Annotated in this window: 17 protein-coding genes; 5 read left to right on the forward strand and 12 right to left on the reverse strand. The window is 67.4% G+C overall.

The genetic code is table 11. The features are described 5' to 3' along the window. Nucleotides 1-46: 46 nt before the first annotated feature. From ACZY0R_RS06460 to ACZY0R_RS06470, 3 genes are all read left to right on the forward strand, one after another. Nucleotides 47-883 carry a shikimate dehydrogenase family protein gene (locus ACZY0R_RS06460; RefSeq protein ID WP_488857652.1) on the forward strand — a complete coding sequence of 279 codons (837 nt, stop codon included), beginning with the start codon at nucleotides 47-49 and terminating at the stop codon, nucleotides 881-883. A 430-nt stretch (nucleotides 884-1,313) separates the two neighbouring features. Continuing rightward, nucleotides 1,314-1,592, forward strand: a complete 279-nt coding sequence (locus ACZY0R_RS06465; protein ID WP_488859535.1) for a type II toxin-antitoxin system RelE/ParE family toxin — start codon at nucleotides 1,314-1,316, stop codon at nucleotides 1,590-1,592. An 11-nt stretch (nucleotides 1,593-1,603) separates the two neighbouring features. Then, nucleotides 1,604-1,906 carry a HigA family addiction module antitoxin gene (locus tag ACZY0R_RS06470; RefSeq protein WP_488857653.1) on the forward strand — a complete coding sequence of 101 codons (303 nt, stop codon included), beginning with the start codon at nucleotides 1,604-1,606 and terminating at the stop codon, nucleotides 1,904-1,906. A gap of 390 nt (nucleotides 1,907-2,296) precedes the next feature. On the opposite strand, the gene ACZY0R_RS06475 is transcribed toward ACZY0R_RS06470, so the two are convergent. The 10 genes from ACZY0R_RS06475 to ACZY0R_RS06520 form a co-directional block, all read right to left on the reverse strand. Continuing rightward, nucleotides 2,297-3,454, reverse strand: coding sequence for a CaiB/BaiF CoA transferase family protein (locus tag ACZY0R_RS06475; RefSeq protein WP_488857654.1), 1,158 nt, complete (start codon nucleotides 3,452-3,454; stop codon nucleotides 2,297-2,299). 108 nt (nucleotides 3,455-3,562) lie between these two features. Further along, nucleotides 3,563-4,318, reverse strand: coding sequence for a lipoate--protein ligase family protein (locus ACZY0R_RS06480; protein ID WP_488857655.1), 756 nt, complete (start codon nucleotides 4,316-4,318; stop codon nucleotides 3,563-3,565). Nucleotides 4,319-4,384: 66 nt separating this feature from the next. Continuing rightward, nucleotides 4,385-5,161, reverse strand: coding sequence for an SDR family NAD(P)-dependent oxidoreductase (locus ACZY0R_RS06485; protein WP_488857656.1), 777 nt, complete (start codon nucleotides 5,159-5,161; stop codon nucleotides 4,385-4,387). A gap of 134 nt (nucleotides 5,162-5,295) precedes the next feature. Beyond that, nucleotides 5,296-6,408, reverse strand: coding sequence for an acetoin dehydrogenase dihydrolipoyllysine-residue acetyltransferase subunit (locus ACZY0R_RS06490; protein ID WP_488857657.1), 1,113 nt, complete (start codon nucleotides 6,406-6,408; stop codon nucleotides 5,296-5,298). After that, the gene (locus ACZY0R_RS06495) at nucleotides 6,408-7,424 is read right to left on the reverse strand and encodes an alpha-ketoacid dehydrogenase subunit beta (RefSeq protein WP_035866741.1); all 1,017 of its coding nucleotides are present in this window, start codon (nucleotides 7,422-7,424) and stop codon (nucleotides 6,408-6,410) included. Before ACZY0R_RS06495 ends, ACZY0R_RS06490 begins: the two co-directional genes overlap by 1 nt. A 78-nt stretch (nucleotides 7,425-7,502) precedes the next feature. Continuing rightward, nucleotides 7,503-8,507 (reverse strand): thiamine pyrophosphate-dependent dehydrogenase E1 component subunit alpha, encoded by a 1,005-nt coding sequence (locus tag ACZY0R_RS06500; protein ID WP_488857658.1) that lies wholly within the window; start codon nucleotides 8,505-8,507, stop codon nucleotides 7,503-7,505. Between the two features lie 11 nt (nucleotides 8,508-8,518). Beyond that, the gene (locus tag ACZY0R_RS06505) at nucleotides 8,519-9,643 is read right to left on the reverse strand and encodes an ATP-NAD kinase family protein (RefSeq protein WP_488857659.1); all 1,125 of its coding nucleotides are present in this window, start codon (nucleotides 9,641-9,643) and stop codon (nucleotides 8,519-8,521) included. 238 nt (nucleotides 9,644-9,881) lie between these two features. Then, nucleotides 9,882-11,903, reverse strand: coding sequence for a sigma-54-dependent Fis family transcriptional regulator (locus ACZY0R_RS06510; RefSeq protein ID WP_488857660.1), 2,022 nt, complete (start codon nucleotides 11,901-11,903; stop codon nucleotides 9,882-9,884). A 211-nt stretch (nucleotides 11,904-12,114) separates the two neighbouring features. After that, a complete protein-coding gene (locus ACZY0R_RS06515) occupies nucleotides 12,115-12,876 on the reverse strand; it encodes a haloacid dehalogenase type II (protein ID WP_488857661.1) in 762 nt (253 codons plus the stop codon). A 27-nt stretch (nucleotides 12,877-12,903) separates the two neighbouring features. Beyond that, nucleotides 12,904-13,869, reverse strand: coding sequence for an aldo/keto reductase (locus ACZY0R_RS06520; RefSeq protein ID WP_488857662.1), 966 nt, complete (start codon nucleotides 13,867-13,869; stop codon nucleotides 12,904-12,906). Nucleotides 13,870-14,152: 283 nt separating this feature from the next. Between ACZY0R_RS06520 and ACZY0R_RS06525 the strand changes: the two genes are divergently transcribed. Next, nucleotides 14,153-15,724, forward strand: a complete 1,572-nt coding sequence (locus ACZY0R_RS06525; protein WP_488857663.1) for a methyl-accepting chemotaxis protein — start codon at nucleotides 14,153-14,155, stop codon at nucleotides 15,722-15,724. A gap of 112 nt (nucleotides 15,725-15,836) precedes the next feature. On the opposite strand, the gene ACZY0R_RS06530 is transcribed toward ACZY0R_RS06525, so the two are convergent. After that, on the reverse strand, nucleotides 15,837-16,853 hold the full coding sequence (locus ACZY0R_RS06530) for an LLM class flavin-dependent oxidoreductase (protein ID WP_441635887.1): 1,017 nt from the start codon (nucleotides 16,851-16,853) through the stop codon (nucleotides 15,837-15,839). 82 nt (nucleotides 16,854-16,935) lie between these two features. Here ACZY0R_RS06530 and ACZY0R_RS06535 point away from each other — a divergent pair, with 82 nt between their 5' ends. Next, nucleotides 16,936-17,622, forward strand: a complete 687-nt coding sequence (locus tag ACZY0R_RS06535; RefSeq protein ID WP_488857664.1) for a TetR/AcrR family transcriptional regulator — start codon at nucleotides 16,936-16,938, stop codon at nucleotides 17,620-17,622. Nucleotides 17,623-17,639: 17 nt separating this feature from the next. Here the strand turns inward: ACZY0R_RS06535 and ACZY0R_RS06540 are convergent, their stop codons facing one another. After that, on the reverse strand, nucleotides 17,640-18,104 hold the full coding sequence (locus tag ACZY0R_RS06540; protein ID WP_488857665.1) for a YbaN family protein: 465 nt from the start codon (nucleotides 18,102-18,104) through the stop codon (nucleotides 17,640-17,642). Nucleotides 18,105-18,414 lie beyond the last annotated feature (310 nt).

Raw genomic sequence — 18,414 nt, forward strand, 5'->3', positions numbered from 1 at the left:
CGCCTCCCGCCTCCCTCCCCTTCCTCTACATTACCCAAATCCCGCAATGCAGATCGATGGCAATACCCAGCTTGTCGGCATCATCGCCGCCCCCATCTCGCACGTGCGCACGCCGCAACTCTTCAATGCCTCGGTCGCCCGCCAGGGCCTGAACGCCGTGTGCGTGCCCTTCCATGTGGATTCGGCGCAATTGCAGGCATTCCTCGCCGGCGCGCCGGCCGCGCAAAACCTGCAAGGCATGGTCGTCACCATCCCGCACAAGGAAAACGTGGTTGCCGCCTGTGGCGAACTGACTGACACCGCCCGCCTGGTCGGCTCCGTCAACGCCATGCGCTTCGACCGCGAGAAAGGCCACTGGACCGGCGGCAATTTCGATGGCGACGGCTTCGTTGCCGGCCTGCGCGAACGCGGCCACAGCCTGTCCGGCAAGCGCGTGCTGCAGCTTGGCGCCGGCGGCGCCGGCAAATCGATGGCCTACGCCATCGCCCGCGAGAACCCCGCCGAACTGGTCATCTACAACCGCTCCGCCGACAAGGCCGAAGAACTGGCCGCGAGCCTGGGGAAAGCGCTGCCATCCGTCCCGATCCGCAGCGGCGACAACAACCCCTCCGGCTTCGACGTAGTCGTCAACGCCACGGCCCTCGGCCTGCGCGACACGGACCCCACGCCAATACCCCCGCAACAGCTAAGCGCAGGCACGCTGGTGTGCGAAGCGGTGGTGCGCGATGGCGATACGCCCCTGCTCAAAGCCGCGCGCGAACTAGGTTGCACGGTGCACCACGGGCAGTGGATGCTGTACGGTCAGATTGTGGAAATCTCGCGCTTCCTCGGCGTTCCGCTAGCACCGGAGTTTGTCGAACGGATCCTGGCGCCGGCGGACTGAGCGCGGCAACCTTCGAAATGCCCAGATAGAGCGCGCGCATGGCGGCATAGCGAACGCCCGCCCTCTCCCCCGGCCCCTCTCCCGCAAGCGGGAGAGGGGAGCAAGCCGGTGGATGGCAAACGCAGCCTCGCGCGATAGCCCAAACGTTCGACATCCGAGGACCAAGACAAGAGCGCTGCCGCCAGATCAACGATTCGGTGTAGCCGTGTGGAGCGCCCCAAGGGCGGGCCACACCCCAGCGCGACGCGAAGCGAGCCTCCCACGCGATGCGAACCTCCCACGCGATGCGAAGCGAGCCGTCAAGGTGTACCAGGCCGAATGGGGCGCCTCGTCGGCAGGCAAAGAGAGCGGCCGGAAAGGCACCGGCACGCCACAAATCCCGAAAATAATAACGCTTGACGTTAATAACGCACGACGTTATTATCAATCCATGATCACATCGTTCAATTGCCGGGATACTGAGACGGTCTTTGCTGGCAACCGGGTTGCCCGGTTCGCCAACATCGAGAAGGTCGCGATGCGAAAGCTACAGCAACTGCACGCCGCCACTGAACTCAACTTCTTACGCATCCCACCGAATAACAGGCTGGAAGCGCTAAAAGGAGATCGGGCGGGACAGTTCAGCATCCGCATCAACGATCAATGGCGCATCTGCTTCCGTTTCGCCAACGGCAACGCGACCGACGTCGAGATCGTCGACTACCACTAAAGGAGCAAACCATGGCACGAGAAATTCCGCTGGCCACGCCAGGCGAGATCCTGCAACTGGACTGGCTTGAGCCGCTTGGGATCAGCCAGTACGCGCTCGCCAAGGCAATCGATGTCCCGCCTCGGCGCATCAACGAGATCGTCAAGGGCGAGCGCGCCATCACCGCCGATACGGCCGTCCGGCTCGGCGTGTTCTTCGGCACCGATGCCCAAAGCTGGATGAACCTCCAAACCCACTACGACACCGAGATGGCAAAGGAAAAGATCGGCGCGGAGAAACTGGCAGCGATCAAGGAGCATGCCGTCGCCGCTTAGCAAACCAGCGCGAAGAAAAAGCGATATCGGCCAATCAACATTCGGTGTAGCCGTGTGGAGCGCCCCCAAGGGCGGGCCACACCGACCCGCGATGCGAAGCGAGCCGTCAAGGTGTACCAGGCCGTATGGGGCGCCTCGTCGGCAGGCAAAAAGAGCGGAAAAGAGGGACCCATGTTTGAGTATCGCCTTAAGGCGATGCGAGTTTGGGTCCCGGCCGCTCTTTTTGCCTGCCGACGAGGGGGGGTCGCCCCATCCGGCGCGCTTCTTTGCCTACTTTCTTGGCAAGACAAGAAAGTAGGTCGCCTCCCCGGAGGGGAGGTGAAACTGCCTTTGACTTTAAGCCTTTGAAGTTGCCTTTGACGTTAAGCAGTTGCAGTTGCAGTTGCAGTATCAAATCACCCCATCCCTCCGCAACCCCCCAATCACCTCCCCCCCCACCCCCCAATCCCGCAACACCGCCTCACTATCCGCCCCCGGCTCCACAGGCGCCCGAGGCACCCCCGCCGGCGTACGGCTGAAACGCGGCGCCGGCGCCGGCTGCATCACCCCATCGATCTCAAGAAACGTCTCGCGGGCCCGGTTATGCGGATGTTGCGGCGCCTCATCCCAGTCCAGGACCGGCGCAAAGCAGGCATCGCAGCCTTCCAGCAACTCGCACCACTGCGCGCGCGTGCGGGTGAGGAACAGCGCGGTCATGCGCGCCTTGAGCTCGGGCCAGTGGCGTTTATCGAGTTGCTTGTCGAAGAGAGGATCGTCCAACCCGCACCGCTCGCGCAGCAGCGCATAGAACTGCGGCTCGATAGCGCCCACCGCCACGTACTTGCCGTCGGCGCACGCATAGGTGTCATAAAAATGGGCTGCGCCGTCGAGCAGGTTGTCGCCGCGCTGGTTGTTCCAGCGCCCGGCCGCCTTGAATCCGTACATCATCGCGGACAGCAATGCGGTGCCATCGGTCATCGCCGCATCCACCACCTGCCCCTTGCCCGAATTACGCGCCTCGTTGACCGCACACATCACGCCAAACGCCAGCAGCATGCCGCCGCCGCCAAAGTCGCCGACGTAGTTGAGCGGCACCACGGGCGGCTGCCCCGGCCGGCCAATGGCATGCAGCGCGCCGCCAATGGCGATGTAGTTGATGTCGTGGCCGGCCGCCTGAGCCAGCGGCCCGTGCTGGCCCCAGCCGGTCATGCGGCCGTACACCAGCGCCGGGTTGCGCGCCAGGCAAACGTCCGGGCCCAGCCCCAGGCGCTCCATCACGCCCGGGCGGAAGCCTTCGATCAACACGTCCGCCTTGGCGATCAGGTCCAGCACGACCCCGGCCGCGCCGGGCTTGCGCAGGTCGATGGCCAGCGAGCGCCTGCCGCGCGCGGTCACGTCGCAGCGCGCCTTGCCCGCGCCGGTGGCCGGCGCCTCGCCGGGCCGGGCCGGGCGGGGCCGGTCGATCCGGATCACCTCGGCGCCCTGGTCGGCCAGCATCATCGCGCAAAAGGGCGCAGGGCCGATCCCAACCATTTCCACCACTTTCAGTCCCGCCAACGGTCCCGCCATGTCCTGTCTCCGGTTGTCTGCTCCTTCAGGCGGAGCGTCTAGCCGGTCAGTTTGCCACGGACGCCAGGGGCCGGAATCGTCAATACCGACGAATCCGCGCGGTGCCGCTTAAGCCAGGGACGTCGCGGCGAAGGCCGGCGGCGTTGCGGCAAGCGCCTCGCGCAGCGCCTGGGCAGTCCGTTCGCCCAGGTCGCCGGGCACTGGCTGGCCGCTTTCCGCCAGCGCCTGGGCCACGCTGACCACCTTGTCGGCCCGGTAATGGCGCCCGCTGCCGATGGCGGCCTCGAAGTCGTTGGCGCGCTGGTTGATCTCCTCCGGATCGGCGCTGACCAGCAGGACTGCGTGGGCCAGCACTACGTGCAGGCTGGTGTCCCCGGCGCCCGCCACGCGGCGCCAGTACTGCGCGGTGCCGGCGATCTTGCGGGCCAGTTCCGGGGAGCCCCAGGCCAGGTTGAAACGGCCATCGCAGAATGAGCCGTCCACGGCCTGCCAGTGCGTCCGCAGCCCCAGCTTGTTCAAGGCACCGGCCAGCACCTCGCACAAGTGCAGGTAGACCGGCTCGGCGCAGGTGCCTGCACCGCCGCGCACAGGGTAGGCCAGGCTCAGGTTTAGGATGCCAGGGCCTTGCGGCACCAACCCGCCGCCCGAGAGGCGCAGCCATACCGGGCAGCCGCGCGCGGCAAAGGCGCTGCGCGCGGCGTCCAGTTGCGCATGGCGCAGGTAGCTGCGCGGCACCACCAGCGAGACGGGCGCCTGCCACAGATGCGCCAGCCAGCGGCTGGCGGATGCCTGTTCCAGCAGCGCCTGTTCGGCGTGGAGGGGATCGGGGTTGGCGGGGTCGGGATCGAGGGTGTCAAATCGCATGGCATGGCCGGTAAGCGCCGGGGCGGGATGCGCGCGTAACCGGGCCGCGGTGCGGCCCGGTGCCGGTCAGTGGAAGGTGAAGCCACCGTCGACGTTGACCGACTGCCCGGTCACATTGTCCATGGTCGCGAAGAACAGCGCCATCCTGCCCATGTCTTCGGGCGTCTGTGCACGTCCTTGCGGGATCAGCGTGAGCTGGTGGCGGGCCCAGGAGTCTTCGACCGATTCGCCCTCGGCCTTCCATTCGTCGGACAGGCGGTCCCACATATAGGTGCGGACGATGCCGGGGCAGATGGCGTTGACGGTAATGCCGTCGCGGGCGACTTCCTTGGCCAGTGCGTTGGTGAAGCCGACCACCGCGAACTTCGAGGCGCTGTAGTGGGCGAGGTTGGGGAAGCCTTCCTTGCCGGCGATCGAGGCGACGTTGATGATGCGGCCTTTGCCCTTGGCTTTCATGTGTTCCAGCGCGGCCTGGCAGCCCAGGAAGGTGCCCTTGGCGTTGACGTCCATGACGAAGTCCCAGTCGCGTTCGCTCAGCGCTTCCACGGGGTGGATGCTGATGACGCCGGCGCAGTTGACCAGGATGTCGAGGCCGTCCAGCTGGTCAAGTGCTTGCCTCACCATCGCGCGGTGCATCTCGGGCTTTGTCACGTCGACCTTGAGGGTGCTTGCCCGACGGCCGAGCGCGCGCACTTCTTCCGCAGTTTCGCGCATGGCGTCTTCGAGCAGGTCGGCGATCAGGATGTCGGCACCGGCATGCGCCAGCGTCAGCGCGATGCCGCGGCCGATGCCGCGCGCGCCGCCGGTGATTACGGCCACTTGTCCCTTCAGGGGTTCATCCATGGGTGGTCTCCTAAGCTTGTTTTGTTGATTTTCTTCAGTGCATACAGCAACGAAATACGTCGCGCGACGCGCTGGTGTTCTCCCCTCTCCCACTTCGTGGGAGAGGGGAGAACACCGGGCGGGACTCAAGTTCGTCAGCCGCCGATATGCCGCTTGAGCAGCGCGTTGACTTCGTTGGCCTTCTCCATCTGGCTCATATGGCCCGCATCGTCGAACACCTTCACGGTGGCGCCGGCGGGTGCATTCTGCGCATGCGCCGCGGGAATGATCTGATCCTGCGCGCCCCAGATCACCAGCACCGGCTTGCCGCTATCGCCCAGCTTGCGGCCCGGCTGCTCGCTCTGCCGGCCGCCGCCGAACAGACTCGCACCCAGGCTGCCCAGCGCCTCCGTCACGCCGTCTAGCCGCTTGTACTTCAGCAGGTCGTCCAGCATCTGGCGGCTGACCAGCCCCGCGTCGGCAAACAGCAACTCCACCACCGGCTTGAGATCGCGCCGCGACTGCGCGTTGACGAAGCCTTCGGTGTAGCCGCTGTTGACCTCATCGCCCATGCCGGCCGGCGATACCAGCGCCACCGAACGCACCCGTTGCGGCGCGTCCACCGCCAGCTGCGCGGCTACGCCGCCGCCCATCGAGTGGCCGACCAGGTGGGCCTGGCCGATATCCAGCGCGTCCATGAAGCGCGCGACGAATCCCGCCAGCGATGCCAGCGTGGTGCCCGGCAACTTCGGCGTGGACTGTCCGTGCCCCGGCAGGTCGAGCGCGATCACGGTGTGGGCTTCCGCCAGCGCGTCGAGGTTGAACAGCCAGTTATCGAGGTCGCCGCCAAAGCCGTGGATGAAGAGCACCGTCTGCGCGCCCTCTCCCCGTTTTGCATAGCGCACGCGGATGCCATCAACATCGATGAAGTGGTAGGCGGAAGCGGCCGCGTCTTCATCGTCCTCGTCGGCCGCCGGCGTCTCGTAGGCGGCGACAAAGGCGTCGATCTCCGCGTCGCTGACTTCTGGCGGGGCCAGTACGCCGAGCAGCGCCTTGACCGGCAGGATGTCGCCCACGGCGGCCACCTTGCGGCGCAAGGTGCCGGCGTCCGGCGCTTCCACCGCGTTGGCGATCTTGTCGGTCTCCACGTCGAGGATCGGCATGCCTACCGAGATCTGCGTGCCCTCCTCCACCAGCCAGTCGTTGATGGTGCCTTCTTTCATCGACAGGCCCCATTTGGGCATGACGATCGGGGTGATCTCGGCCATCAGTGTTTCCCTCCTTTCACGGTCTTGCGCGCGGCATCGGCGATCTGCGCCGCGCTGGGGATATACAGGTCTTCCAGCGCGGGCGAGAACGGCACCGGCGTGTGCGGCGGGCAGACCATCTCGATGCCGGCCTTGAGCGCGCCGAACGCGCGCTGGGCCACTTGCGCCGAAATGTCGGTGGCGATATTGCAGCGCGGGCTGGCTTCATCCACCACCACCAGGCGGCCGGTGTTTTCCACCGACTCCAGCACGGTGTCGATATCCAGCGGCGAGAGCGTGCGCAGGTCCACGATCTCGGCTTCGATGCCTTCCTTGGCCAGCGTGGCCGCCGCTTCCAGCGCGCGATGCACCATCAGGCCGTAGGTGACGATGGAAACGTCCTTGCCGTCGCGCACGATATTGGCTTCGCCGAAAGGAATCGCGTAGGAGTTCTCGGGCACCTCGCCTTCGAAGCCGTAGAGGTTCTTGTGCTCGCAGAAGATCACCGGGTCGTTGTCGCGGATCGCCTGGATCAGCAGGCCCTTGGTGTCGTACGGCGTGCTGGGGCATACCACCTTGAGGCCGGGGATATGCGTGAACAGCGGCGTCAGCATCTGGCTGTGCTGGGCCGCCGCGCGAAAGCCCGCGCCGACCATGGCGCGGATCACCACCGGCGTCTCCGCCTTGCCACCGAACATGTAGCGGAACTTGGCGGCCTGGTTGAAGATCTGGTCGAAGCAAACGCCCATGAAGTCGATGAACATCAGCTCGGCAATCGGCCGCATGCCGCAGGCGGCGGCGCCGATGGCCGCGCCCACATAGGCGGATTCGGACAGCGGCGTGTCGAGCAACCTGTCGCCATGCTTGGCGTACAAGCCCTTGGTCACGCCGAGTACGCCGCCCCAGGCGTCTTTCTCGCCGTCCGCGCCGGCGCCGCCGACGATATCCTCGCCGAGCATGATCACGCTCGGGTCACGGGTCATTTCCTGGTCGATCGCTTCGTTGATCGCCAGCTTCATGCTTAATTTGCGGGACATGGTGTGGTCTCCTGATCGTGCTTGCTGTCGTTATGCCGTTATGTCTTTACGTCTCGGGATGGTGGGCCGGGCGCGCGCTCAATAGCTGACGTACACGTCGGTCAGCAGGTCGGCGGGCGTCGGGAACGGCGCTGCCTTGGCCTGCTGCACCGCGTCCTCGATCAGCGCGGCAACCTGCTCGTCGATGGCCTTGAGCTCGTCCGGCGCGATGACGCCGGACTGGGTCACGGTGGCGGTGAACTTCTTCAGGCAGTCCTTGTTGGCGCGGATGTCGTCGAGCTCGCCGGAGGCACGATAGGTTTGCGCATCGCCTTCGAAGTGGCCGTAGAAGCGCACCATCTTGCATTCGAGCAGGGCCGGGCCGCCGCCTTCGCGGGCGCGCTTGATGACTTCGCCCGCGGCCTCGTGCACCGCGAAGAAATCGGTGCCGTCCACGGTCACGCCGGGAATGCCGAAGCCGGCGGCGCGGTCCACGTAGCTGTCCACCGCGGTGCCATAATCGCGCGCGGTGGATTCCGCGTAGCCGTTGTTCTCGATCACGAAGATCACCGGCAGGTTCCACACCGCGGCCAGGTTCAGGCTCTCCAGGAAGGTGCCCTGGTTGGATGCGCCATCGCCGGCGAAGGTGATGCCGATCTCGCCCTTGCCGCGGAACTTGGCTGCCAGCGCGGCGCCGCAGATCAGCGGCGCGCCCGCGCCCAGGATGCCGTTGGCGCCCATCATGCCCTTGGACAGATCGGCGATATGCATGGAGCCGCCCTTGCCGTTGCAGGAGCCGCCCTTGCGCCCGTAGATCTCCTTCATCATCGCGACCGGATCCACGCCCTTGGCGATGCAGTGGCCGTGGCCCCGGTGCGTGCTGGCGATGCGGTCGCCGTCGCCCAGGTGGTGCAGGATGCCGACCCCGGCGGCTTCCTCGCCGGCGTAGAGGTGGACGAACCCGGGGATGTCGCCGCGCCCGAAGTCCACGTGCAGGCGTTCTTCGAAATCGCGGATGGTGCGCATCCTGCGATAGACGGCGAGCAGTTCCTGCTTGTCGAGGGGCAGCGTGTTCCCGGTGGCGCCGGATGAGTTGGCTGTCATGTCTGTCTCCTTCAAGGTTTTGTGGTGGCGGTAAAAAACTCGGTCAATGGCTGGGGTGGAGGATGTTGCTGCTGCGGCTGCGGTGGCGCGCGCCCGCTGCGCATCAGCCCCGCCGCGGCGGCGTAGCGCATGCAGGCGGCTACGTCGATGCTCAGGAAGGCGCGCTCGCGCAGCGTCACGGTGATGGTGTCCTGCGGGCCGAACACCAGTTCGCGTTCGCCATCGAGCGCGACGATGCCGGCGCGCTGGCGCACGCGGTGCGGCACGCCGTCGGTCAGGCGCTCCCAGCCCGCGATGGGCACGGCGCGCAGCAGGCCCGGCGCAATCGGCGCGCGCAGCTCGAAGCGGCCCTCGCCGGGCGCGGCGAGTTCGATCGCCAGGCCGCCGGGCTCGTGCCGGCCCACCGGCTCAAGCAAGCCGCCGATGGCGGACAGGCCGATTGCCTGCGGATCGGCAAAGGACACGAAGACCGCGCCCAGCGTCTCGGTCTTCCACAAGGCGCGCGCGCCGATGAAGTGCTCGTGCGAAATCACGGCGTCGACCAGCGCGATGTCGTGCCGCACCTCTCCCGCGCCGGCAATCGCAATGTCCAGCCGCTTATTGCCGGCAAGCGCATGCGCGGCGGGAATGCGGCCGCTGGCGAACAGGCCGGTGGCCAGCCCCGTGATGGTGGGCTCGCGCATTTCGGGGTAGGCGTTGTTGGTGCCGGTGGAGAGACCGGCGATCGGCACGGTGCCGCATTCGCGCACCACCGCGCGGTGGGTGCCGTCGCCGCCGAGCACGATGATGGCGGCCACGCCGGCCTCGCGCATCATGCGTGCGGCCAGGAAGGTGTCGTCGACGCGCGCGGTGACGGGCATGTCGAGGTATTCCACCTCCGGCAGCGCGGCGTCCGGACCCTGGCGGCGCGACAGGTGGCGCGCCAGCAGCACGCGCATGCCTTCGCGGTCCGGCATCATCAGCACGCGGCCGACCCCGCAAGCCGACAGCGCGGCCAGCAGGCGCAGCACGATATTGACGCGATCGGCCAGTTGCAGCGTATTGGCGTTGGCGATCACGCGGCGGATATCGCGCGCGGAAATCGGATTGGCGATGATGCCGACCAGCGGCCGTGCGGCCAGCGCTTGCTCACCCATGCATGTCTCCTGTCGCCCTGGTTTTTTTCCAGGTTCCGACAGGCATATCGCAATGGGCGTGCCACCCCGCGAAAGCGGGTTCCGGCGGCAAGAAGCACGGGATTACCCCGAGGAAAACAGGGCCGTACGGGGGCGTTGCGGGGTGTACGCGGGCTGCGGCGTGACAGGTGTCACAGCATCAGTTGTACAGGTGGTGAACAGGTGTAGCGGGCGGCGATGGCACGCCGCGCCGCCCGCCTCAGTGGTGTCCCGCGTCGCGCTGGTTGGGCGACTCGATGCCGTAGCGCGCCATGCGGCGGTACAGCGTCATCCGGCTTACGCCGATCTGGCGTGCCACCGCGCTCAGGTTCCAGCCCGCCGCGCGCAGGTATTGCATCAGCAGCATCCCTTCCGGCGGCAGCAGGTGGGGGTCGAAACCGGGCGCCGGCAAGGCCGGGGCGGCTTCGGCTGCCGCGCCTGCGGGCGCCGCGCCGGGAAATACCGGCAGCAGATCTTGCTGCACCGGCATCTCGCCAAGGCCATCGGGCAGGTCCTCCGCCTCGATATGGCCGTCATTGCAGACGGCGCGCGCGTACTCGAGCGCGTTGCGCAACTCGCGCAGGTTGCCGGGCCAGCGATGCGCCTGCAGCCGCGCGCGCGCCGCGGGCGACAGGCTCACGGCGGCCTGTTGCTCGGCGCCGCCGAGCATCTTGTTGATCATCCAGTCCAGGTCCGTACGCTCGCGCAGCGGCGGCAGCATCAGCCGCGCGCCGTTGAGCCGGTAGTACAGGTCCTCGCGGAAGCGGCCGCTGCTGACCAGTTGGTCCAGCGGATGATGGGTAGCGGAGATCACGCGCAAGTTGACCGGCACCGGGCGCGACGCGCCGATCGCCAGCACCTCGCCTTCGGCCAGCACGCGCAGCAGGCGCGACTGCAGCTCGCGCGGCATGTCGCCGATCTCGTCCAGAAACAGTGTGCCGCCGTCGGCCTCCTGGATCAGCCCACGCTTGGGGCGGGAGCCGGCGCCGGAGAAGCTGTTGGGCAGGTGGCCAAACAGCTCGCTCTCGATCAGGGACTCCGGAATCGCCGCGCAATTCACCGCCACGAAAGGCCCGTGGCGGCGCGAACTGGACTGATGCAAGGCCTTGGCGAAATATTCCTTGCCACTGCCAGTCTCGCCGTTGATCAGCAGGTTGATGGGCGAGTCGACCAGCCTGGCGGCACGCAGCAACTGCTGCTGCAGTGCCGCATCGCCTCCGCACAGGGCGGCCAGCGGCGCCTGCAGCGGCTTGGTCCGCTCGGCGGTGTCGCGGGCGCGCTGCCAGCGCAAGGCCGGCGGCATCACGCTCAGGTACAGCCGCCCGCCGCTGTGGGCCAGCGCCAGCGCGCGCTGCTCGCTCGGGCGCGAATGCACGAAGCGGCCCAGCTCATCGAGCCGCGCTTCGAACAGCGATTCGAACGGCATGCCCAGCACCGGCGCGCCGCCTGGCCGCACGCCCAGCTCGGCCTCCAGCATCTGCTGGGCGCGGCGGTTGTGGCCGACGATGCGGCCGCCGGCGTCAAGCGCCAGCAGGTATTCCGGATTGACGTCGACGAATTCCGGCGCGGCATTGAGCTTGAGGATCCAGTCCTCCCGGTGGCTGCGCACGAAGCTGGCGTTCTCGATGCGGGTGGCGTAGATGCGCACCATCTGCAGCGCCAGTCCCTGGCTGTCCTTGGCCTGCGGCGAGGTCAGCGCGGAGATGTCGAGGATGGCGCAGAGGCTGCCGTGCGAATCGAACAGGGGCGCCGCGGTGCAGGTCAGCGGGATATGCGTGGCATCGAAATGGTCGGCCTGGTGCACGGTCAGGGCCTGGCCGGTGGCCAGCGCAGTGCCCACCGCGCAGGTGCCGGCGCCGGCCTCGCTCCATTGCGCGCCCAGGTACAGCCCGGCGTGGCGCAAGGAGGCATCGGCGTTGGCGTCGCCCAGGTAATCCACCGTCACGCCCTGCGCATCGGTCAGCAGCACCACGTAGCCCATGCCGGCCACCTGGCTATACAGCGTCTGCAGGCCGTGGCGCGCGATCCGCGCGAAATCGTCGATACGCTGCTGGTGCTCGCGCAGCCGGGTCTGCGGCAGGATGCAGGCCTGCTGCATGCGCGCCGGGTCCAGGCCGTACTGGTGCACGCAGCGCCGCCACGAATTCTGGATGATGGTTTCGGGCGCGCGCAGCATCGGCGCGCCGGCGCGGGTGGTGAGCTGGACTACCGTGTCGATGTGCTCGCGTTGCCGCAGGTCCATCGTCGTCTCCTTGTCGTCTCCTGGCGCGCCGCCGTCCTGGCGGGAGCCAACCCCCGGCTCTGGCTTGCCTCTGTGCGCCGCAGTTGCGGCGTGGGCGGCCGGGAGTCCTAATGTATCCGACAGGGAGTGGCTTGGGCAAACCCCTTCATCCGAAGTGCACCGGCGAGCGCTTGCGGCACTCCGCTGCGGACCAGCCGCTTGTTACGCAAACTCAGCCGCAAAGCCGGTCCGCCAGCGCCGTCAGGCTGTCCACGACCACATCCCAGTCCGACTCGGCCGCACGATCCTTCGACTGGTTCGGCCCGTACTCCGTGGGCCGGTTGACATAGGCAGTGCGCATGCCGTGCGAGCGGCCATGCCGCAGGTCGTTGTTGTGCGCCGCCACCAGCATCACCTCGTGCGGCTGCAGGTCGAAGAAGGCAATCACGCCCTGATAGATCTCCGCCTCCGGTTTGTAGTGGCGCACGATGTCCGCGCTGAACACGGCGTCCCACGGCAGGCCTGCATACCTGGCCGTATCGACCAGGCAGGACACGCTGCCGTTGGAGAAGGTGGAGATGATGTAGCGCTGCTTCAGCCGCGTCAGCCCGGGCACGGCATCGGGCCAGCCGGAGAGCCGGTGCCAGGCGCGGTTGAGGTAATCCTTCTCCGCTTCGCTCAGGTCTTCGATGCCGAACTGGTCGAGCAGCGCGTCGAGCCGCTCGCGATGCAGCACGTCGATATTGGCCCAGGGCCGCTCGCCCTTGCGCACGCGATCCATGCCGGGCACATAGCCCGCGCGCCACGCGTCGGTGAAGGCGGTCCAGTCGGCGTCGATGCCCTTCTTCTGCCCGAAGGCGGTCAGATCCGCGATCACGCTGGTGCGCCAGTCCACCACCGTGCCGAATACGTCGAACACCAGCGCCTTGACCGCGCTCAGGTCCGGCGCCGCGCCTTCGGCGCAACTGGCGTGGCGCTTCCTGTTTTCATGCATCCCGTATCTCCTCCAGGGTAGCCGCGCTCACGCGCTGGCCTGATCGAGCTGCGCGATATCGCCGGCGCTAAGTTGCAGGCGCGTGGCGGCGATCAGGTCGTCCAGTTGCGCCAGCGAAGTCGCGCTGGCGATCGGCGCGGTAATGCTGGGGCGCGCGATCTGCCAGGCCAGCGCCACTTGCGTCGGGTTGGTGGCGGTGCGCGCTGCTACCTCGTCCAGCGCCGCCAGGATACGCAGGCCGCGGGCATCGAGGTAGGCCTTGACGCGCTGGCCGCGCGCGCCGCTCTTGTCCAGGTCGGCCTCGGAGCGGTATTTGCCGCTCAGGAAACCGCTGGCAAGCGCGTAATAGTTGAACACGCCCAGGCCTTCGCGCAACACCAGCGGTTCCAGTTCGCTCTCGTACTCGCTGCGCGTATAGAGGTTGTAGTGCGGTTGCAGGCTCTCGTAGCGCGGCAGGCCAAGGCGGCGGCTGGTTTCCAGCGCTTCGGCCAGGCGCGCGGCGCTGTAGTTGGAAGCGCCGATGGCGCGCACCTTGCCGGCCTTGATCAGGCGGTCGTAGGCGTCCAGCGTTTCTTCCAGCGGCGTGTCCTGGTCATCGGTATGCGACTGGTACAGATCGATGTAGTCGGTCTGCAGCCGCTGCAGCGAGGCATCGACGGCGCGTTCTATATAGGAGGCGCGCGACAGGCCCTTGCGGCCCTCGCCCATATCCATGCCGACCTTGGTGGCCAGCACCACGCCGGCGCGCTTGCCGCTGCGCTTGAACCACTTGCCGAGGATGGCCTCGGACTCGCCGCCCTGGTTGCCGGGCACCCAGCGGGAGTACACGTCGGCCGTGTCGATGAAGTTGAGCCCGGCGCCGACAAAGGCATCGAGCAACTTGAAAGAAGTGGCTTCGTCGGCGCTCCAGCCGAAGACATTGCCACCGAATGCCAGGGGTGAGACTTCCAGCCCGGACCTGCCCAGCTTGCGCTTGGTGATGCTTGAGGTCATGCGTATTGCTCCGCGGGTTGCGTCGGACCGCCCGTGATCCGGGCGCGGCGAAAGGCACATTGTAGGCAGGGATCGAAATGCCTGCCGGCCCGGAATCGAGAATCTCTTGAGGCACTTTTCAATCGGCCATTCAAGTCCCACCGGCGATAGGTCGTTAACCGGCTGTGGCCAGGCTCCGCGCAGCGAGCGGAATCGTCCCCGCTGTGCCGCTCTGTCAACACCAAGGTCAGGCCGATGCCGCGCCGCCGGCGCGAACGGCTGCCCGTTCCCGGTAAGCATGATCATGAATCGAATCTCGTTGAACACCAAACTCTGGGCCGCGCTGGTGGCGATGTGGCTGGCCCTGCTAGCGCTGGGCACCTGGGGCGCCGTGCACACCCGCGCCACCATGATGGCCGAACGCCGCGAGAGCCTGCAGTCCCTGGTGGCCACCGCCGAAGGCATCATCAAGCTCTACGTGGACCGCGCCGCCAACGGCACCATGAGCCTTGAGGCCGCGCAGGCAGCGGCCAAGGACACGCTGCGCGTGATGCGCTTCGGCGACAAGGGCTACCTGTTCCTGCTCAACTCCAAGCCACAGGTGGTGCTCAACCCCGGCCTGCCGGATACGGAAGGCAAGATCGTGGGCGACTTCAAGGACCCCGACGGCAAGCTGGTCTACCAGAGCATCGTCGATGCGGGCAAGGCGGGCGCGCGCGCCGGCGCCAGCCCCGACGACAGCTTCGTCACCTATCGCGGCCGCCTCCCGGGCACCGAAACGCCCGCGCGCAAGCTGACCTATGTGCGCTACGTGCCGGCCTGGGACTGGCATGTGGCGACCGGCGTGTTCCTCAAGGACATCGAAGGCACCTTCCGCGACAGCCTGGTATCGGCGGCCATCAGCACCCTGCTGATCGGCGCGCTGGTGTCGGCATTCATGCTGGCCATCATGCGCACGGTGCGCAAGAGCCTGGGCGGCGAGCCGGCCTACGCGACCGAAGTGGTCACGCGCATTGCCGCGGGCGACTTCACCGTGCCGGTGCAGATCCGCGCCGGCGACAAGGACAGCCTGCTCGCGGCCATGCAGGGCATGCAGCAGCGCCTGTCCGGCACGCTGGGCGAGATCCGCGGCGCGGCGGATTCGATCGCCTCGGCCACGCAGCAGATTTCCGCGGGCAATACCGACCTGTCGCAACGCACCGAGCAACAAGCCTCGGCCCTGGAGCAAACCGCGTCGAGCATGGAAGAACTGACCGGCATTGTGCGCCAGAACGCGGACAATGCGCGCCAGGCCGCCTCGCTGGCGGTCAACGCCTCGGATATCGCCCAGCGCGGCGGCCAGGTGGTCAACCAGGTGGTGACCACCATGGGCGAGATCAACGGCGCCTCGCGCCAGATCGTCGACATCATCGGCGTGATCGAAGGCATCGCCTTCCAGACCAACATCCTGGCGCTGAACGCCGCCGTGGAAGCGGCACGCGCCGGCGAGCAAGGCCGCGGCTTTGCCGTGGTGGCGAGCGAGGTGCGCAGCCTGGCCCAGCGCTCGGCCACCGCCGCCAAGGAGATCAAGGGCCTGATCGACAACTCCGTGGCCCAGGTGGATAACGGCTCCGCGCTGGTCGCCAAGGCCGGCCAGACCATGGAAGACATCGTCGGCGCCGTCAAGCGCGTGACCGACATCATGGGCGAGATCAGCGCCGCATCGAACGAACAAAGCGCCGGCATCGAGCAGGTCGGCCAGGCGGTCAACCAGATGGACACGGTGACGCAGCAAAACGCGGCGCTGGTGGAACAGGCCGCAGCCGCGGTAGGCGCGCTGGCGGAACAGGCGCAGTCGATGATGCGTTCGGTGGCGTCGTTCAGGCTGGCGGCCTGAGGGCAACAGACCGCAAACCTGATCGTGCCGCCTCTCCACTCCGGGAGAAAAAAAGCCCGCGCCATATCGGCAGCGGGCTGCAGCGGGCTTTTTCACATGCGGACAGCTCCGTTCAGAGCACGATCTTCGCCACTGGCTCCACCGCCCGCATGGCCTGCGCCGCGATCTCGAACGAGCGCAGACGCGCCTCATGGTCATGGATCTGCGCCGTCAGCATCAATTCATCCGGCCTGAACTCCTCGATAAAGTTGCGCAAGCCATTGCGCACACCCTCCGGATCCCCCACCACCGAGCACGCCAGCGAGCGCCGGATATGCGTGGCCTCGGTCTCCGTCCACAGCAATTCGATATTGTCCACCGGAGGCCGGATCGGGCCCGGGCTGCCGCGCACCAGCGCCAGGAACTGCTGCTGCAGCGACGTGAACAGCCGCCGCGCCTGCGCGTCCGAATCCGCCGCGAACACATTGAGTCCCAGCATCACATGCGGCTTGGACAACTGCGCCGATGGCTGGAAAGTCTGGCGATACAGATCGACCGCCTGGCGCATGAAGCCCGGCGCGAAGTGCGAAGCAAAGGCAAAAGGCAGGCCCATCGCCGCCGATAGCTGCGCGCTGAACAGGCTCGAGCCAAGCAGCCACAGCGGCACCTTCAGGCCCGCGCCGGGCACCGCGCGCAGGCGCTGGCCGGGGCGCGGATCGTCGAAGTACGCCTGCAGCTCTTCCACGTCCTGCGGGAAAGCATCGGCCGTGTCCTGCGTGGCGCTGCGGCGCAGCGCCCGGGCGGTGGACTGGTCGGTGCCGGGCGCGCGGCCCAGGCCAAGGTCGATGCGGCCGGGGAACAGCGATGCCAGCGTGCCGAACTGCTCGGCCACCACCAGCGGCGAATGATTGGGCAGCATGATGCCGCCCGAACCCACGCGGATGGTGGAAGTGCCGTTGGCCACATAGCCGATCAGCACCGCCGTGGCAGCACTGGCGATGCCCGGCATATTGTGATGCTCCGCCAGCCAGAAGCGGCGGTAGCCCAGGTGCTCGGCGTGCTGGGCGAGCGCGAGCGAATTGCGCATGGCCTGGCCGGCGTCGCCGCCTTCCACGATGGGCGACAGGTCAAGCAGGGAGTAGGGAATCATGGCGAACGCCTGCCGGCGTGGCAATTTATTGAACGATCACTATGTTAATCACCACTGGCGCCGCTGGCAACGGAAAAATATAATGACCACTATGAAAAAGAGTGTTTCCGGTGCGGGCCGCGGGCGGCCCAGGCAATTCGATCGCGACGAGGCGCTGGGCCAGGCCCTGTCGCTGTTCTGGCGCTATGGCTATGGCTCCACATCGATCGCCGCCCTCACCGGGGCGATGGCGATCACCGCGCCCAGCCTGTACGCCGCCTTCGGCAGCAAGGAGCAGTTGTTCTACGAGGCGGTGGACCGTTATGCGGACACGCACGGCGCCCTGCTGTATGCGCCGCTGCAAGCCGCGGGCGGCGCGCGCGAAGCCGTGCAGGGGCTGCTGAGCGGCGCCGCCGCGCTGTTCAGCGCCAAGGGCAACCCGGCCGGCTGCTTCCTGATGAGCGGCACCAGCTGCTCGGCCGACTGCGCCTACATCGAAGACACCCTGCGCGAACGCCGCAGGGAAAAGGAGCTGGCCCTGCAGGCCTGCATCCAGCACGGCATCGCGCGCGGCGAACTGCCGGCCGGCACCGATACTGCCGCGCTGGCCAAGTTCTACAACACGGTGATGCAGGGGATGTCGATGCAGGCGCGCGACGGCGCGTCGCGCGCCGCGCTGGAGGCGGTTGCGGCCACCGCGATGCTGGCATGGCCGGCAGGCCCGGCCAAGGCGCCGAAAGCCGCGAAAGCCGCGAAGACCGCAAAGCCGCGCGAAGCACAAACCACGTAGCGCCCCGGATCAGCGCATCAGGCCGCCGGCTCCGGCCGGCGCCACAACCACGCCAGCACGCACGCCATGCAGGCAATCGCCCCGTAGGCCAGCCACGGCCGATGCATGCCGAACAGCAGCACGGCGCTGCAGATGCTCATCGCCACCGTGGCGCTCCACTTGGCGCGGCGGCTGACCATGCGGCCGTTGTGCCAGTTGTAGAGCATGGGGCCGAACACGCGGTGGCCGAGCAGCCAGGCATGCAGCCGCGGCGATCCCTTGGCCGCGGCCCAGGCGGACAGCAGCACGAACTCCGTACTAGGCAGGCCGGGCACGAACAGCCCGAGAATGGCAACGCCCAGGCTGAGCAGCGCCAGCGCGGTCAGCAGCAGCCGGGCCGTGCGGGTGCGCGCCAGCCGCAGCGGCGGATCGCCCGCATGCGATCCGCCTGGCCGGGACGTCGGGACGGTTTCGCGCGCGCAGGCTGCGTCGGCATCATCCAAGATGGTTCACCGCGAATGGAAACGGCGTTGCAGCATGGCGAGATTCTCCCGGTTCTGGCGATTCTGGCGTTTCTGGGAACAGGCAAGGCTGGCCACATTGTCCGCGCCGCCAGGCCGGGCGGCAAGACCCGGCCCTGATGCGGGCGCAGGCATTGCGCTACCCGGACCGGTGACGGCGGCCTTCCCGTGCGGGTGCTGCGCGGCCTGGCGCCTTATATGCAAAGCCGAATTCCTTCGTTGGGCGCGAGGCGCGGCACGCATATGGTAATGGTTTGGCGGCCAGGCGCTGCCGCACTTGCGAAGGAGCCCA

Source organism: Cupriavidus sp. F041 (assembly GCF_057814235.1).

Coding starts and splice junctions, on each gene's coding strand:
- ACZY0R_RS06475 (WP_488857654.1), bottom strand. CDS start 3,454: ATGGCGGGACCGTTGGCGGGACTGAAAGTGGTGGAAATGGTTGGGATC.
- ACZY0R_RS06460 (WP_488857652.1), top strand. CDS start 47: ATGCAGATCGATGGCAATACCCAGCTTGTCGGCATCATCGCCGCCCCC.
- ACZY0R_RS06525 (WP_488857663.1), top strand. CDS start 14,153: ATGAATCGAATCTCGTTGAACACCAAACTCTGGGCCGCGCTGGTGGCG.
- ACZY0R_RS06515 (WP_488857661.1), bottom strand. CDS start 12,876: ATGCATGAAAACAGGAAGCGCCACGCCAGTTGCGCCGAAGGCGCGGCG.
- ACZY0R_RS06470 (WP_488857653.1), top strand. CDS start 1,604: ATGGCACGAGAAATTCCGCTGGCCACGCCAGGCGAGATCCTGCAACTG.
- ACZY0R_RS06505 (WP_488857659.1), bottom strand. CDS start 9,643: ATGGGTGAGCAAGCGCTGGCCGCACGGCCGCTGGTCGGCATCATCGCC.
- ACZY0R_RS06465 (WP_488859535.1), top strand. CDS start 1,314: ATGATCACATCGTTCAATTGCCGGGATACTGAGACGGTCTTTGCTGGC.
- ACZY0R_RS06510 (WP_488857660.1), bottom strand. CDS start 11,903: ATGGACCTGCGGCAACGCGAGCACATCGACACGGTAGTCCAGCTCACC.
- ACZY0R_RS06495 (WP_035866741.1), bottom strand. CDS start 7,424: ATGTCCCGCAAATTAAGCATGAAGCTGGCGATCAACGAAGCGATCGAC.
- ACZY0R_RS06535 (WP_488857664.1), top strand. CDS start 16,936: ATGACCACTATGAAAAAGAGTGTTTCCGGTGCGGGCCGCGGGCGGCCC.
- ACZY0R_RS06500 (WP_488857658.1), bottom strand. CDS start 8,507: ATGACAGCCAACTCATCCGGCGCCACCGGGAACACGCTGCCCCTCGAC.
- ACZY0R_RS06480 (WP_488857655.1), bottom strand. CDS start 4,318: ATGCGATTTGACACCCTCGATCCCGACCCCGCCAACCCCGATCCCCTC.
- ACZY0R_RS06530 (WP_441635887.1), bottom strand. CDS start 16,853: ATGATTCCCTACTCCCTGCTTGACCTGTCGCCCATCGTGGAAGGCGGC.
- ACZY0R_RS06490 (WP_488857657.1), bottom strand. CDS start 6,408: ATGGCCGAGATCACCCCGATCGTCATGCCCAAATGGGGCCTGTCGATG.
- ACZY0R_RS06485 (WP_488857656.1), bottom strand. CDS start 5,161: ATGGATGAACCCCTGAAGGGACAAGTGGCCGTAATCACCGGCGGCGCG.
- ACZY0R_RS06520 (WP_488857662.1), bottom strand. CDS start 13,869: ATGACCTCAAGCATCACCAAGCGCAAGCTGGGCAGGTCCGGGCTGGAA.